This window comes from Sphingobium yanoikuyae, from assembly GCF_034424525.1.
Classification (GTDB): Bacteria; Pseudomonadota; Alphaproteobacteria; order Sphingomonadales; family Sphingomonadaceae; genus Sphingobium; species Sphingobium yanoikuyae.
In genome coordinates this window covers 39,292-53,528 of record NZ_CP139979.1, presented here as the reverse complement: position 1 = coordinate 53,528, position 14,237 = coordinate 39,292, and the positions used below count along the sequence as shown (strand labels likewise).

General features: G+C 60.3%; 10 protein-coding genes. 5 read left to right on the top strand and 5 right to left on the bottom strand.

Annotated elements, in window-relative coordinates:
• Nucleotides 1–38: 38 nt before the first annotated feature.
• The 4 genes from U0025_RS00245 to U0025_RS00230 form a co-directional block, all read right to left on the bottom strand.
• Nucleotides 39–1,112: a mannose-1-phosphate guanylyltransferase/mannose-6-phosphate isomerase gene (locus U0025_RS00245; protein ID WP_004210390.1), complete on the bottom strand. Its 1,074-nt coding sequence runs from the start codon at nucleotides 1,110–1,112 to the stop codon at nucleotides 39–41.
• Between the two features lie 141 nt (nucleotides 1,113–1,253).
• Entirely contained in the window at nucleotides 1,254–2,432 is a 1,179-nt protein-coding gene (locus U0025_RS00240; RefSeq protein ID WP_004210389.1) for a polysaccharide biosynthesis/export family protein, read from the bottom strand.
• 25 nt (nucleotides 2,433–2,457) lie between these two features.
• Nucleotides 2,458–3,729 carry a glycosyltransferase family 4 protein gene (locus U0025_RS00235; protein ID WP_157225208.1) on the bottom strand — a complete coding sequence of 424 codons (1,272 nt, stop codon included), beginning with the start codon at nucleotides 3,727–3,729 and terminating at the stop codon, nucleotides 2,458–2,460.
• Nucleotides 3,730–3,787: 58 nt separating this feature from the next.
• Complete coding sequence (locus tag U0025_RS00230) at nucleotides 3,788–4,990, bottom strand: glycosyltransferase family 4 protein (protein ID WP_072893599.1); 1,203 nt, start codon at nucleotides 4,988–4,990, stop codon at nucleotides 3,788–3,790.
• An 83-nt stretch (nucleotides 4,991–5,073) separates the two neighbouring features.
• Between U0025_RS00230 and U0025_RS00225 the strand changes: the two genes are divergently transcribed.
• The 3 genes from U0025_RS00225 (at nucleotide 5,074) to U0025_RS00215 (ending at nucleotide 10,439) form a co-directional block, all read left to right on the top strand.
• Nucleotides 5,074–6,105 (top strand): IS110 family RNA-guided transposase, encoded by a 1,032-nt coding sequence (locus tag U0025_RS00225; protein WP_004207353.1) that lies wholly within the window; start codon nucleotides 5,074–5,076, stop codon nucleotides 6,103–6,105.
• A 290-nt stretch (nucleotides 6,106–6,395) separates the two neighbouring features.
• Nucleotides 6,396–7,565: a polysaccharide pyruvyl transferase family protein gene (locus U0025_RS00220; protein WP_217653170.1), complete on the top strand. Its 1,170-nt coding sequence runs from the start codon at nucleotides 6,396–6,398 to the stop codon at nucleotides 7,563–7,565.
• Between the two features lie 84 nt (nucleotides 7,566–7,649).
• Nucleotides 7,650–10,439 (top strand): glycosyltransferase family 4 protein, encoded by a 2,790-nt coding sequence (locus U0025_RS00215; RefSeq protein WP_004210385.1) that lies wholly within the window; start codon nucleotides 7,650–7,652, stop codon nucleotides 10,437–10,439.
• A 74-nt stretch (nucleotides 10,440–10,513) separates the two neighbouring features.
• Here the strand turns inward: U0025_RS00215 and U0025_RS00210 are convergent, their stop codons facing one another.
• Nucleotides 10,514–11,371, bottom strand: a complete 858-nt coding sequence (locus U0025_RS00210; RefSeq protein WP_323156745.1) for a phosphotransferase family protein — start codon at nucleotides 11,369–11,371, stop codon at nucleotides 10,514–10,516.
• 83 nt (nucleotides 11,372–11,454) lie between these two features.
• Here U0025_RS00210 and U0025_RS00205 point away from each other — a divergent pair, with 83 nt between their 5' ends.
• On the top strand, nucleotides 11,455–12,603 hold the full coding sequence (locus U0025_RS00205) for a polysaccharide pyruvyl transferase family protein (RefSeq protein ID WP_217653169.1): 1,149 nt from the start codon (nucleotides 11,455–11,457) through the stop codon (nucleotides 12,601–12,603).
• Nucleotides 12,603–13,829 carry a tetratricopeptide repeat protein gene (locus tag U0025_RS00200; RefSeq protein WP_004210382.1) on the top strand — a complete coding sequence of 409 codons (1,227 nt, stop codon included), beginning with the start codon at nucleotides 12,603–12,605 and terminating at the stop codon, nucleotides 13,827–13,829. The genes U0025_RS00205 and U0025_RS00200 overlap by 1 nt, the downstream gene beginning before the upstream one ends.
• The last annotated feature ends 408 nt before the right edge of the window (nucleotides 13,830–14,237 follow it).

Here is a 14,237-nt window from a genome sequence, read left to right as displayed (position 1 = left end):
CAGAGCAGAAACGTTCGCAACGCCTCGGCATGAAAGTCTCACGCACCGGCATTGCGCCGCTTCAGAAAGTCGACAATCTTCTTCACATCCTGCGACCGGTGACGGGGAGCCGTCAATATGCCGTCCGCTGTCGAAACGATGACGCAATCGCGCAGCCCCCATGCCGCGACCGGCGGTCCGTCGCTGACATAGATGAGGTTGCCCTCGCCATCGATCACGACACCATCGCCCTGCACCGCATTATCACGCTCGTCGCGCGTCTGGATCGTCCACAGCGCGTCCCATGATCCGACGTCAGACCAGCCCATGTCGACCGGCACAACGGCAGCGTTGACGGCCTTTTCCATCACCGCATGGTCGATCGAGATATCCGGCCCGGCCATGAAGGCCTCTGCACCGGGCCGAACCGTGGAACCTTCGACCAGCGCATCGTCCATCGCCGCAGCGCTCGCGGCCGCTACCTCGGGCGCATGTTCGCCAAGCGCAGCCAGATAGGCATCGGCCAGGAACAGGAACATCCCGCCGTTCCAATAATGTTGCCCGCCTTCGAAATATCGGGTCGCGAGCGGCAGCGATGGCTTTTCGTGGAAGGACAGCACCTGGTGAACGGCAGCCAGATCCTCGAGCGGCGAACCGCGCTCGATATAGCCGTAGCCGGTTTCAGGATGGGTCGGCTGTATGCCGAAGGTCACCAGCCTCCCAGCAAGCGCCGCCTGGGCCGCCGAACGGATCGCCACGTAAAGGCTGTCGAGATCCTTGATGACATGATCCGAAGGCATGACCATCATCATCGCGCCAGGATCATTGCGGGCTATCCAGTGCGCGGCGATGGCAACGGCGGCAGCGGTGTTGCGCGCAGCAGGCTCCAACAGCACCGCGGCCGGCTCGACGCCGATGCCATCCAGTGCTTCGGTGACGAGGTGCCCCTGCGTTTGCCCCGAAACGATGATCGGCTGCAAGAATTCCGGCTGGCCGGCCACGCGCAAAATCGTTTCCTGGATCATCGACTTGTCGGTCACGACCGGCACGAACTGCTTGGGCCGATGCGATTGCGACAGCGGCCACAGCCGCGTCCCGGAACCGCCCGAAAGAATGACTGGATAAATGCGCATAGCTTGGTCGCTCATAATTCCTCTGAATCGGCGCTGGACGCCGCTTTCGTTACATCGTGATGCCCGTTCGGCTGTTTCGCCATGTTGCCAAGGATCATCGGATGCCTGCAGCGACCTTGCATCACCCGATCATACCCTTCCCTATCGCGTAACCGCGCGCGCCTGGATAAACGGCGAAGTCAGCAGATTGAAGATTTCCACCACCTTGCGCGTCTGATTGGCCCGCGCGTTTGCGACATAGATGACGTCCTTGTCGTGCATCATGAAGCGCTGCGACAGAAAATAGCTTGAAGGACGAGTCATATCCAGACGGTAGACCAGCGGCTTTTCGCCGTCCGGTGCCGCAGCATCCTGCTGATAACGGAAGATGAAGATATTCGCAGGATCAGCCTGCTGCGCATCCGGCCCGCCACCGCGCGCGACAGCGTCGCTGAGCGAGAGATTCGCCTTCTCGAACTTGACTTCCGAAACCTTGCCCGCGGCGCCGAAGACGGTGAAGCTGCGCGCACGTTCCAGGATTTCGATGCGATCGCCGCCCAACAGCTGCAAATCGGCGGCGGAGCCCGGCACAAGCTGCGCAAGATAGGTTTCCGCCGTCCGCCCCGCACGCGTAAACCGCAGGATCGCGGTGCTCTGCGTTGCCGGCTCCTTGAGCCCGCCAGCAGCAGCAACCACGTCCAATATCCGCTCGCGCGCAAGTGACAGGCGTTGACGCCCCGGATCGGACACCAGGCCGCCCACCGTTACCGTGTTGGTGACATTTTCCTTCACGGTGACCAGCGCCTGAGGCGCCTGCGACTTGCCGCGCAAACCCGCGATGATGGCGCGCCGCACATCGTCCGTGGTGCGTCCGGCGGCCTGTATCCGGCCGATATAGGGCAAGGAAATATAGCCCTGCTCGTCAACGGTTACGCCATTGAGCGACTGGTCCTTGGCGCTGGTATCCATGCGATCACCGCCGCCGCCGATGGTCATGCCGCTACCGAAAAGCGACACCCCGACTTCATAGATATTGACCTGCAGCACATCGCCAGGGCCAAGCAGGTCGATCCTGCCATTGGCAGTGAGCTGCTCAAGGGTTGCCGTCGTCCCCAACTCACCCAATTCGGGAGCCGGGATACTGTCACTCGACACATCGATGATGCTGAAGCCGATCTTGCTGGCCTCGACTCGTTCCTTGTCGAACAGCTGGCCCGCCGTCGGGCCACTGCTGGGCACGCTTGAACAGGCCGCCGTCAGTGCGATGGCAGTCAATGCTGCACCGCGACGAAAATAACGTATCTGCGCAGCCATGATCTGCTGCTTTGCCCCGCTTTTCATCTGCCCTGCCTTCGCCTTAACAAATTCATTTAAGTAATTTTTCGTAGAAAAGCGCGACGCGTTCCTCGAAACGCTCCTTCGAAAAGCGCTGCGACTGCGAAAGACCTAGTGCACTAAGTCGCTGTCGCAAAGCGGAATCTCCGTCCATCGCGACGATAGCCCGTGCCATCGCGTCGACGTCATAGGGGTCAACGTGCATCGCCGCCTCACCCGTCACCTCCGGCAGAGAACTAATATTTGAAGTTAATACCGGCGTTCCCAGCGCCATCGCCTCAAGCACCGGCAAGCCAAAGCCTTCATAGAGCGATGGGAACAGCATCGCTCGCGCTCCGCGCATCAGCCGCAGCAATTGAGCGCGCGGAAGATAGTCGATCCGGCGGATACGCGCCGCCCCCTTCAACTGCGCGCCATTGCCGCCGCGCAGCAAACGGAGCTCAGGTTCAGCTCGCCAACCCTCCCGTCCCACGATCACCAGGGGCGTTTCCACCCCCGACTGCAGATAGGCCTCGATCAATCGCCCGACATTCTTCTTCGGCTCGATCGCCCCCGCAAAGAGGAAATAGCCCCCCAGCTCCAGATCGAACAGCCGATCAAGCCAGAGCCGCAGATCATCGCCAGCAGGCATGACCGGATGCTCACCCAGGTCCGCCGCCTGATACAGGTTGTCGATCCGATCCGCAGCCATGCCGAACATGCCCGAGATATCGTGCCGGGACGCCTCGGACACCGTGCACAAACCCGACGCATTATCCACCAGCCATTGCAGCATGGCCTTGTAATAGGCTTTATCTTCCAGGCTGGCATAGGGCATGACCAGCGGCACGATATCATGCAGGGTATAGACGTTGCGCGCGCCGACCATTTCCACCGGCACGGGATAGGTCCAGTGCATGATCGCCGGCGGTTCTGGCACCTCGATCCGCATCGCCTTGCCATAGCGGCGAAAATAATGGACCGAGGCCTCGAAAAGCCCCGAACGCGAAAAAATCCGTCGCGCGGGAGGCACCCGCTCGACCATATCGCCTGCAATGACCTTTCCGCTGATGGGCACTTCCACCGCTTTGCGGACGGTCGGCAGCATTGCAGCCCTCAACGCCCGCCGCCGCAGCGTCATCTTGGGCTTCTGCCCCAGAGACAACTGCTCGCCCAATCGCGAATAGAAGAGCGTCTCCCGCATAGGCGCCGGAGTTTCGGGCCGCATGGCGATGCCATAAATCAGGTCTATCTCGCCACCGATGGCGGTGATCGCGCGACACAGGGCCCGACCATAGCTGGCGACGCCGGTTCCCGCCGGCAAGGCGAGATTATAACCGTCGACACCAATTCTCATCACCATTCCGCCCCACCCCGGCTCTTCACCGGTTTTCGCCTACCGCGGCATAGATTGCCTGCAGCCGCTCATGATAAGCCCGCGACTGATAAGCGACAGCTTTGACATCGCCAAGTCTCGCCAGACGCTCACACAGAATATCATCACCATCCAACCGCATTATTGCACGGCTCATCTCCGCCTCATCAAAAGGATCGACAAAAAGGGCAGCGTCTCCAGCAACTTCCCGCAGCGTTGGGATATCCGAAGCCATGACCGGCGTCCCCAGCACCAGCGCCTCCGCCACCGGCAGGCCGAAACCCTCTGCCAGCGATGGAAATAGCAGCGCGCGCGCACCCCGGATCAGGTCCGACAATGATTCACGGCTCTGCAATGGCATGAAGCGAATGCCGGGATGACTTCCGATTTCACGCCGCACCTCGTCAGAACGCCATCCGTCCTGTCCGACGATGATCAAAGGCCTGTTACTGCCGCTGACCACATAGGCACGCGCAAGCCGGGCGAGATTTTTGCGCGGCTCCACCGCACCGCAAAAAAGAAAATGCGCATTCGGATCCCGCGACACTTCACCGCGCCGCGCATCAAGGTCCGCCACCTGATGGCAAGCCGTGACGGTATCTGGCGCACAACCGAACCGCGCCACCAATTCTTGTCGCACCACCTCGCTGACTGTCACGAGATGGTCAGCCCGCGCCATGATCGCGCGCAGCAGACGCTCCATCCGGACGGGGTTGATCGAAGACAGATCCGGGCGATCGATCGGTATGATGTCGTGGACCGTATAGATGTTGCGCCATCCCTCCAGATAGAGCGGCAGCGGGTATGTCCAATGCATGATGCCAGCAGGCCCCGGCACCTGCAGGCGCATCAACCGGCCATGAAATTTGAAATGCAGATAGGCCTGACGAAAAATATCCTGTCCTATCAATCTTTCAGCATAGCCAGGCTTATCTGCACGACTGCGGACCAGCGACCTCACACCGGGAAGATAGGCGCGCAGATACCGCCCCATGCGTGCCGCCGCACCGGACTGGTCCCACTCGGGCACCGCGGCATCAAGGCGCATAGGCGGCACAGCGTGGCGCTCCAGGGTCTGAGCCAGACGATGACCATAATGACCAACGCCAGTAAAATTGCGATCCAGCAGACGCCCGTCGATGCAGATAGGCAAAACTCTCGATGCCCCCTCAGAGAGGCACCTTTCCGATTGGCCAGCGTCGTCGATCATGCCTAGGTCTTTATGGGATGGCCCGCCCCTTTTCCCCGGCATCGGATATGATGCTGGTGCTTGAAGAGGAAAGGAGCGGACCGATGTCTATTGTGATCCTTGGCGTTGATTTGGGCAAGAATGCCTGCAGTGTGGTGGGCGTGGATGCGTCGGGAGCTGTCGTCGTACGCAGGTCGATGCGCCGCCAGACGCTGGTCGACTACGTTGCCAAGCTTCCTGTGTGCGTGGTCGCGATGGAGGCATGTTGCGGTGCCCATTATCTGGGGCGCCTGTTCGCCGCGCACGGACATGAGATCCGGCTGATGTCGCCGGAGTACGTACGGCCGTATGTCAAAGCACAGAAGAACGATGACCGCGACGCCGAGGGGATCGCCGAGGCCGCCTCGCGTCCAACGATGCGCTTCGTCGAACTCAAGACCCAGGAGCAGTTGGACATCCAGACGCTCCACCGGGTTCGCTCGCGCCTGGTGGCTGAGCGCAGGAGCCTGACCAACCAGTTGCGGGCGATCCTGCTGGAGCGCGGGACCATTTTCCCGGTTGGGCGGCGCAAGCTGGAACTCGGCATCGATGCCCTGCTGGCCGATGAGGATACGACCTTGTCACCGCGTCTGCGCCAGTTGGTGGCCGAACTGCGTGCCGAATGGCGCGAACTCGATACCAGGGTGGAAACGCTGAACGGCGAGTTTGTCGAGCTGGCGCGCAATGACGCGGCTGCCCGGCGGCTCACATCCATCCCCGGCGTCGGGGTGCTGAACGCAACTGCCCTGATTGCAGCCGTGGGCGATGCCAGCAGCTTTGCCAAAGCCCGAGACCTGGGTGCCTGGCTCGGTCTGGTGCCCCGTCAGCATACTACCGGCGGCAAGCCGCGGCTGCTCGGCATCTCCAAGCGAGGCAACACCTACTTGCGCACCTTGCTCATCCACGGTGCCCGAGCAGCATTGCCGTCGCTGGCGCGAAGCGAGACCCCGTTGGGGCGCTGGTTGACAGGAATGATCGAGCGAGGAGTCCACCGCAATGCTATCGTCGTCGCGCTGGCCAACAAGCTGGCGCGGATCGCATGGGCGGCCTTGCGCAAGGACGCGACGTTCGAACGCGGCTACCCAGTCGCGGCATAACCGGATCGGCCGCACGCATCTTCGTGCATAGGCCAACGATGTTTGCAGGAAGGATCGTGAAGATGGCCTGACAGTCGATCGGCGTCTGGAAAGCCCGGCCAAAAAAATGGCACTCGTTGCCGGCGTCTTTATTGTGGCTCCAGACGTGCGGATGTCCATCTTGGCCATGGGGTCACCCATGAGACCGCATACGTTGACGCAGACTGATCAGAACACTTCAAAATCCCCCTTGCAGACGGGGCGGGCCATACGTTTTTCATGCCCCGCGACCCTAGGCAGGACCGAGGGCATTGTCACCCGCGTTAAGACAGGATGCCCGCCGCACTGCACAACAAAGAGAAACTGCCAATATATTCAAATGGATTGCGACCAGAATCGAACTTGATTATGCCCAAGACAATCGCACCGCTCCCATAAATTCGAGAAAAGAAAAGACGATGCCGCTAGACGTCCAGACCGACCGCCTCCTCCGCATGAACCGTGAGAGGCTTCGCGCACCACTATCCTGGGTCGCAACCACCCCCGAACAACCTTATACCAACTTCGGCGATGGATTGAGCGCCATCATGGTGAGTTCGCTGGCCGGCATGCCCGTGGTCCGCGCGAATTTCGACGAAGACAGCGAACGCATTGTCGCAGTCGGAACCATCGGCCATGGGCAGAAAAACGGAAAGCTGCATTTCTGGGGAACCGGTGTCGATGCGCTTCGCAATCCGGTCACCGGCGATGCGCCTTATTCCAAGCCGCCCAATACCGAATTCAACGTCTATGCCACGCGCGGCCCGAACAGCGCGGCGACATTCCGCAACGCCGGCATCGATGCGCCTGACATTTTCGGCGACCCGGTCTGGCTTCTGCCGCGCATCTGGCCGCTCGACGATGTCGAGAAAACCCATGATCTGGGCGTCATCCTGCACATTTCGGAATTGACCGAGCAATGTCCAGGTGTCGGCCACCGCCCGGAATATGGTCGCTATGACATTCCGGAAGAATGGGCCGGGAAGGTCAAGATCATCAACACCTATTGCGACGCCACGCCCGACGCCATGCGCGCAAAGGTTGCCGAAATCATTTCGTGCCGCCGTATTGTTTCGACCAGCCTGCACGGCCTGGTCATTTCGGAAACCTATGGCATCCCATGCGCCTGGTTCGCGACCTATGGCCCTGGCGAGGGCGAGGGCGCCCAACTCGAAATCAACGATCCGAAATCCAAGATCGATCACCGTATCGCGGACTTTTACGCGGGCCTCGGTCGATCGACCATCAATGCCTATCTGAGCGATCGCAAGTTCAAGTCGGACTGGAACGCCATCATCCGATTCATCGATCGCCGCTGGCGTCCGGTCGAAAATTATGATGGCGACGCGTTGCTGCGCGCCTTCCCCCTCCCACTGGCCGTCGACCCCGATGCCGCCCGTTGGGATATTGATCCATCAATTTGGCAAAACATAGAATTCTGATTGCTCACGCTGCAGTAAGCGCCATAGATACTGCAGTGCAACAGACTCGATTTAACACCGAATTCAGCAAGCAGGGGATAAATAGTGACGGGCAAGCTGGAACATGAAACGCCTGATTTGACGCCGGACAATGTCGGTCCGGCAGAAGGGCAGGAAGATCATTTCGCTAAAGACACGAATGTGCCTGGCGACTGGCCTCACACGATAGACGTGACCATTGTTCCACTTGCCGACGAACCGTCGGATCCGGAAAATGCTTTTCTGCATGCCCAGCCAAGCCTGCCTCCCCATGCGTCCAACGATATCGATCTTTCGGGCCTCCCGTCGAACGACGTGGAGGAAGTCGCCGTGATTTTTGTGGATGAGCAGATCGCTCCTGCCGGCCGCGCGCGCAGCACCCGCAAGAAGCCCGTCATGGACAAGATCGACGCCTATGAAATCGTGATCGAGACGCGCGATCACAGCGGCGCGCTGCCCAACATGTTTACCGTTGGCGGCTGGATCATCAACAATGGCGATACGCCGTGGGACGGGAACCATGCCCTTGGCATTCGCAACTTCAAGGACGCGGACGGCAACATCATTCCCAATTGCGAATTTCGCGGCAAATTGAACGCTTTCCCTGTTCGCCCGAAACAGGAAGCGCAATTCTCGATCACGATCGCGCCGGCGGACCTGCCGCGGGGCGCGGTCACCTGCGAAATCGACATGGTGAACGAGGGCGCCTACTGGTTCAATGAGCGCGGCGCCGCATCGCTCACCGTTCCGCTTTCCGGCTTCCACAACGCCAATTCGCGCAATGACGCCATTGCCGAACTGGTCAAGGCATCCAGGTCAGCCAATGATGACGAGCGACGGAAACTCGCTGTCCTCGCCCAGGTTCTGCGCAGCTACGACTTCCTTGGCTATGAGGGCATCGCACGGCTGGGCCAGATGATCCGCATGCGGCTCAGCGGAAAATCCTATCGTCAGCCGGTCATTTCCTCGACGACGACGTCGACCATGCAGCGCCGCAACAGGGAACGCAGGCAGTCGGCCTATTTTGAATCCTTCGCGGCAAAATTCGGAAACTTCCGGAATGGCCTTCCCACCGATCCGGTCGAATATGTCGACCTGTTCAAGCGCATGGTTCAGGACAGCAACAGCTTCTTCCGCAACAGCGCCCCGCCGCTGCCCCCGCGCCTGACGCAGTGGCTCAACTCGCGCGCACTTCCCGCGCAACTGTCCAGCATGCCGGTCTCGCGCTCGATGATCGCGACGCTTGACGACAATATGGCGATTCACTTCAATCGCCATCAGGATTTCCTCAACCTCATGTGGCGCTACATCACCTCGGTGATGATCGATCACAATCTTCCCGTCAGCCTGGTGCCCGATCCGGTAGTCCGGGCATATGCAACGTCGCCTGAATCCTGCGATGATGAGGAAGCCTTCCCGCAGCAAACCGGCTTCATGGCGCGCTTGCTCAATGACGATGCCGGGTATCAGAGCCGCTATGATGCGACCCTGGCCGCCGGTCGTTGCGCTTATGCCTTCGACCTGCTGCTGCTTGGTCTCGAAAACGAAGCGCGGCGCCTGTTCGTCGGCCAGTCCATCCTGGACTGGATGACCCAGCCGATCGGTCCGTCAATCGCGGTGTCGCCCTTCGAAATATTGGTGATGGCAAATCTTGGCGGACGCAGCCTTGGCTACATCACTGCGCACGGTCAGGCCGTCGCGCCGGAGATTGCCGCCCTGCGCGCCAGTTATGACTGGCTGCCGGCTCCCGAACTGCCGGACAATTATCCGCTTCGCGTCATCGGCCGGGCGCGTTCGTCCTCGGGCCTGGGCACGAACATGCGGATGACCCTGGCTGCACTCGACAGCGTCGGCATTGACGTGGAAACCGTCAACACGGACTCGGACATGGTCATCCCGCCGCGGGGGAATGGGCGCAGCTTTGATCGCCCGATCGAAATCTATCATCTTAACTGCGACGAGATTCCTGCTCTGGTATCGCGCTACAGCACCCACGCACGGCCCGACAGCTACCGCATCGGTTTCGCGCTGTGGGAATCCTCGGTCATGCCCGAACAGCATCGTGGCGGCGCGACCCTGATGGACGAATTGTGGGTACCCACCACCTATCTGCAGGAGGTCTACCACAATGCCGGATTCGCCAATGTCCATGTGATGGGCAAGGGTATCGACCTTGGTCCGGTCGAACGCCTTGATCGATCGACCTACGGCATTCACGAGGATGATTTCGTCTTCGTAACCTCGTTCGATATCGACAGCTGGGTGGAGCGCAAAAATCCTGCAGCCGTGGTCGATGCCTTTGCACGCGCCTTCCCCAACGATCCCAACGTTCGTCTGGTGGTCAAGACTACTGGCATCTTCTCGCATCCGGGCGACCGGACCGGACAGATTGCCCGCGTGCTTGCCGCGGCTGACGCGGACCCGCGCATCCTGCTGGTCAACGAACGCATGCCGTTCCCCAAATATCTTGGCCTGATCGAGATGGCCGATGCCCTGATCAGCGCGCACCGCTCCGAAGGCTTCGGCTACCTGCCTGCCTATGCGATGCTCCTGTCGCGCCTGGTCATCGTCACCAACCATAGCGGGACCGAGGACTTCTGCACGGAAGAGACCAGCTACCCGGTCGCGTCCAAGCTCACGCCGATTGCACCAGGCGATTTCGTCTATGATGCGCCGGGCGCCTGCTGGGCCGAGATCGACGTCGAGGAACTGGCCAAGACCATGCAGAAGGTCCGCCACGATCCGATCGACGCAGAACGTCGTGCCAAGGCTGGCTATGAACTGGTGTCTCAGCGCTATTCCATGGATGCGCTGGCACAGCGCTACAAGGAACGGCTTGACGAGATTGCCGGATGAGATGCTGGAGGGGCGAGCTAGGCTCGCCCCTCCACGAACAAGCGCACAGCTGACCGACGGCCAACATTCGCCGACTATTGCGGTTGCGCATGCACCAGCCGGCCTATCCATCTTGCCAGCCGTTCCTGCGGCAAGCCTGCTTGCCCGCGATACCAGGCAACGGCCACCGGCAATCGCCAGGCATTGATTGCCGCGGTCGACATGCCCGAGTATCGTTTATAGCAGTGCCGATACCAATGCGCCGTGATGAGCGCCGCGAGCGGGGATGCTCCCTTGCGTCCCGCCCCTGCAAATCGCAACAGCAGTTCGGTGCGCGCGACGTCAGCGGCCGGCATGCCCGAGGAAGCCTGGGCCCAATCGATCACAACTATGCCACGCTCGGCCAGCAACAGGTTGCCCGGATGGAAGTCGCCATGGGTCAACCGATCCCCGGTCGGCAGAATCTCGGCCAGCCGCCAGGCTTTCTGGATCGCCGCATCACCGGCTTGCGATCGCTGTATCCGGTGTCGCAATACGTCGATTTGCCGTGGCAATATCTCGCTCCCCGGCATGCGATGCATTTGCGCTTGCAGGCGTGCCATACGGGCGATCAGCCGCCACATGCGGAAAGGCTTGCGCAGGATCGCCGTCAGCATGTCGATGCCATGGACGCGCTCGAACATGATCCCCTCTCGCCCATCCAGCCTGATGCGGCCGCTCGGCCGCGCTACCGCCAATCCCTGCGCATCCGCCCACTGGCCTGCAGCCTGTTCCAGGGCGATCGGAACATCGTTCACGTCTGCACGAAAGAGCTTGAGCACGCGCCTGTCATCCAGCGCCCACACTTCGGCACTGGCACCCTCGCCGATCTTTTCCCAATCGTCGGACTGCACGACACCATCCATCCACCACTGATGGCCGCAGATAGCTCTATCGGCAAGGGCTTGCGACAAGCCCAATCGCATCCTCCCAAATGGCTCCCAATTGGAAGCGCTCTAGCTTTGGCATTTTAACTCGCTTATGGCTTCACTGCGGGGTGTCAAAATCAAGCAGGACAAACACTTCGGCCATATGTGCAGTATTCGCGAAAAGGCGCAAACGTCGCCAAGATGATGGAGAAATAGCTTTGAACGAACTGCAACAAGTCGTCGATCAGCAAGGCGTCCTCCCCATGTCCTGGGCCGGCGCGACGACGGATATGAATTATCTGAACTGGGGCGATGCTCTCAGCCCCGTCATGGTCGCACTTATGTCCGGCCTGCCGATCCAGCGCATCCCCACCAAGTCGCAGTCGATCCGGCTGGGCGCGGTTGGCACCATTGGCCACGGCTTCGACAATGGCACCATCTTCTTCTGGGGCACGGGGAGCTCGCAGTGGAAGAACCCCGGCGCGCCTGCCAACGAACGCATTCCGTTCAACTTTTCGCCCGGTACCAAGGTGCATGTCTCGGCAACGCGCGGCAAGGTGTCCAAGAAATTGCTCGGCGGCGGCCCCAATACGGCGTTCGGCGATCCCGTATGGCTGATGCCCCGCTTCTACAATCCCAAGGTGGAGAAGACCCACGAGCTTGGCGTCATCCTGCACCTGTCCGAACTTGACGGTCGCGCGCTGGATGCCGGCGCGGCGGAGCATGTGATCCGTGCTCGGATTCCTGAATCTCTGCGCTCGTCCATTCGCATCATCAACACGCTGACCAGCATCGATCCCGAAGGGCTCAAGGACAAGTTCGACGAGATCCTCTCCTGCAAGCGGATTGTGTCGACCAGCCTTCACGGCATGGTGGTTGCGGAAAGCTATGGCATCCCCTGCCTCTATTTCGCCACGCGAGGCACCGAACCTGGCCGTGGATTCCGGGGCGAGCCGCTGAACGCAGACTGGCTCGACCTGCGTATCCGCGACCTCTATACCGGCATCGGCCGTACGCGTCTGCCGCTCTATGTTCAGCCGCGCGACGAGGAAAGTGACTGGCAGGACGTGATGAAAGCGATTGATCGCCACTGGAAGCCCGTCTCGATCGATGAAGAAGCGCTGATGGCCGCCTTTCCGGTCAAGGGACAGATTGTTACGGCCGAACCGGGCAAGACGATCTGGCAGCACCCCGCAATTACCGGCATCCAGTTCCAGCATGATGTCGGGGCCCTTCGCCGCGACGATGTCGAACGCAACAAGGTCAAGGCAGCCTGATGGCAATGGCGAACAAGGTGATGACAGAGCGACCGGCCGCTCGATCAAGAAAGACCTCGCTGCAGCCGACGCCGGCAGCGGGGCGCACCATTCTCTTCCAGAATGAAAACAGCCTTATCGAATTCATCCGTGGAGACATGCCCAGCAACCGGTTGGCGGTTACGTTCGCGCCGCCAGCCCTGTGCGATGTCAACGGATTTGGCTATTACGAAGATCGGCTGCGGACCGAAGGTTTCGATGTTCTCGCCATAAAGCAAGCCAGCGACATGGGCTATGCGGACCTCACGGCCGAGACCATCGCGACCGTCTGCGATCAGATTCCCCAATATCAGAGCGTCACCGTCCTGGGGACGGAAGCTGGAGCAACTGCTGCATTGCGGCTGTTTTCGGCCTTCTCCAACGTGACCATCTTGGCGGTGTCACCCGACATGACAGTGGACTGCGCCCTGGCGAAGCCGGTCCAGGCCCAGATCACCATGATCTATGACCCCTGCGTGCCGGCCCAGGTTGAAAACTTCCAGCAGGCCAGCACTCTGTTTTCCCGCGCGACGGTCTTCAAAACGCCTCATACCGGCAGCCCGGCACGTTACTCGCTTGAAGAGAGCGGTACGCTTGTGGCCTTGGTCATCGCCATGGGCGAAGGCACTATCCTGGACGTAAATCGCCATTTTCGGGCGAACAGGCATTTGTCGGCAACGGCACTCTATGTGCTGGGGAATGACGCGCTGACCAAGCGGCAACTCCCCGCAGCTAGAAGATTGCTTAAGCGCTCCTATGAGGTCGAAAATCGGCCGGAAATCGGCATAGCCTACTGCCATACGCTTCGCGAAAGCGGCGCTCCGCTGGATGCCGTCGCCTTCATGAAGACGATCGTGGATCGCTATCACCACAATGCCCATCTCTGGGCTGCCCTGTCCTATTTCCAGGAAATGGCAGACGAACGGGAAGAGGCATTGATGTCCATTCGGCACGCAATAGAGCTTCAGCCACAAGTCGAGCCCTTCCTCGTCGCCGAACGCCGGTTATTGAACGATCTGTTTGATGACCTGCGAATGAAGCAGATGATGACCGAAGCAGCCCTCAACAAGTCGCGTGCGGAATTTGCGCTTGCCCAGGGTCATGGCGGCACCGAATTCAGTTGGGAACGCGCCACCATGCTGGCGGTCGGATCCTTGTTGATTCTGGTCACCCTTGCCGCTGTCGCCATCAGTTTCCGGCTGGTCTGACAACGGGCGCGTCATTGGTGTCGTGCCTCGCGCCTGTTTCTTTCCACTGTCGCGGGACACGGCGCGCGCATTTTCGCAGCATGGATGTGCTGGCAGCAGCTGAAGCATGAAGATGTGCCAGCCGCACATCATATTTTCTACACGCAATGTCGCCCGAATAGCGCTCAATGATAAAGCTAGACAATTGCAGCGCGCTCGGAAGTGGGTTAGGCAAATGCCATGGAAACATGCCAAGGTCCTTTGGGGAAATACGCTTTCTACCCTTCCCTGAACTGGCTTTTTGTCGTGTTCGCCATCGGCGTTCTCAATCGCGGCAAAGATCGCGCCCCGCTTCGCCCTCGCGGCGTTTGCGGTCAGGAGGCGCTTCGAACGGCGTGATCCATGCTTTTGCCCGGCTCGACAATCAAC